The 928-nt window shown below is 23.4% G+C and carries 1 protein-coding gene; it reads right to left on the bottom strand.

Translation table 11 applies throughout. The annotated features are described in order from the left end of the window. Nucleotides 1–801: hypothetical protein (locus CAMP18497_RS08210; RefSeq protein WP_337213752.1), on the bottom strand; the 801-nt coding region annotated here is incomplete at its 3' end. Between the last annotated feature and the right edge of the window lie 127 nt (nt 802–928).

Genomic DNA, 928 nt, shown 5'->3' with positions numbered 1-928 from the left:
CCAATTATAACTTGCATTAGAAAAATCTTTAAAAGCATTTTTCCAATCATCATTAGCTATACTAGGAATCTCAGAAGTCGAATTTAAATCTAAATTATTAAATACTTTATAACTTATTTTCATTTTTTCAAGTGCTAATTTTTTATCTTCTAGGGGATAAAATTTTTTAAGATTTTTTGGCACATCGTAGATAAAATAATATATTGTAATTTTATATATATTTGCCAAACCTTTATACCAAGAACCCTTATCCAAATAGCCTATGCTATCTAAATAATCATAAAATTCTTCATAGTGCTTTATAAATTTAAGTTTTTCTTCAAAAATTTGTTTTTCTAAATCTTTAGTAGAGGCTCTTAAGTTTAGGTATTTTTGTTTTTCATTTGAGTTTAAATTGCTTATGAAATTAAGATAATTAAAATAGGTTTGCTCTTTGTTTGTTGATATTATAAATATATCACTGTAGGCTACAAGGATAACCCCAAAGTATCTATCCTCAAATCCAAAGAATTTAGCCACCTTAAAATCAAAAATAGCCTTTTGCATTTTTGTATTTAAATCTTTAAAGTCTTCTAGTTTAGGCTGATAATCATCTACAATTTTAATCATATCTTTAGGACTTGGATTTAAAGTCATTTTTTCAAAATTTCTAAATTCTTGTACTTTTTCAAAGCGATGATTTGTTTCCCAATAAATCGTATATAAAGGAGAATAAAGTAATTTTGCAAGCACGGCAAGTATTATGATTAATATAATACAGGGTATATAAAATCTTTTAAGTTTATAAAAAGGTTTTTTCATTTATATTCCTTGATATTCTAAAAATAGTTTTTTATATATTTTTTGTAAAAATTACAATGAAAGTTTTTTAATATTTTAAGCAATTTTTTTACCTTTAAGGTTAGTATTGTTTATTATAGCATTGTTG

Origin of the sequence: Campylobacter sp. W0066.1 (assembly GCF_024723635.1) — a bacterium.
Lineage (GTDB): Bacteria > Campylobacterota > Campylobacteria > Campylobacterales > Campylobacteraceae > Campylobacter_D > Campylobacter_D lari_C.
This window is presented reverse-complemented; position numbering and strand designations above follow the sequence as displayed.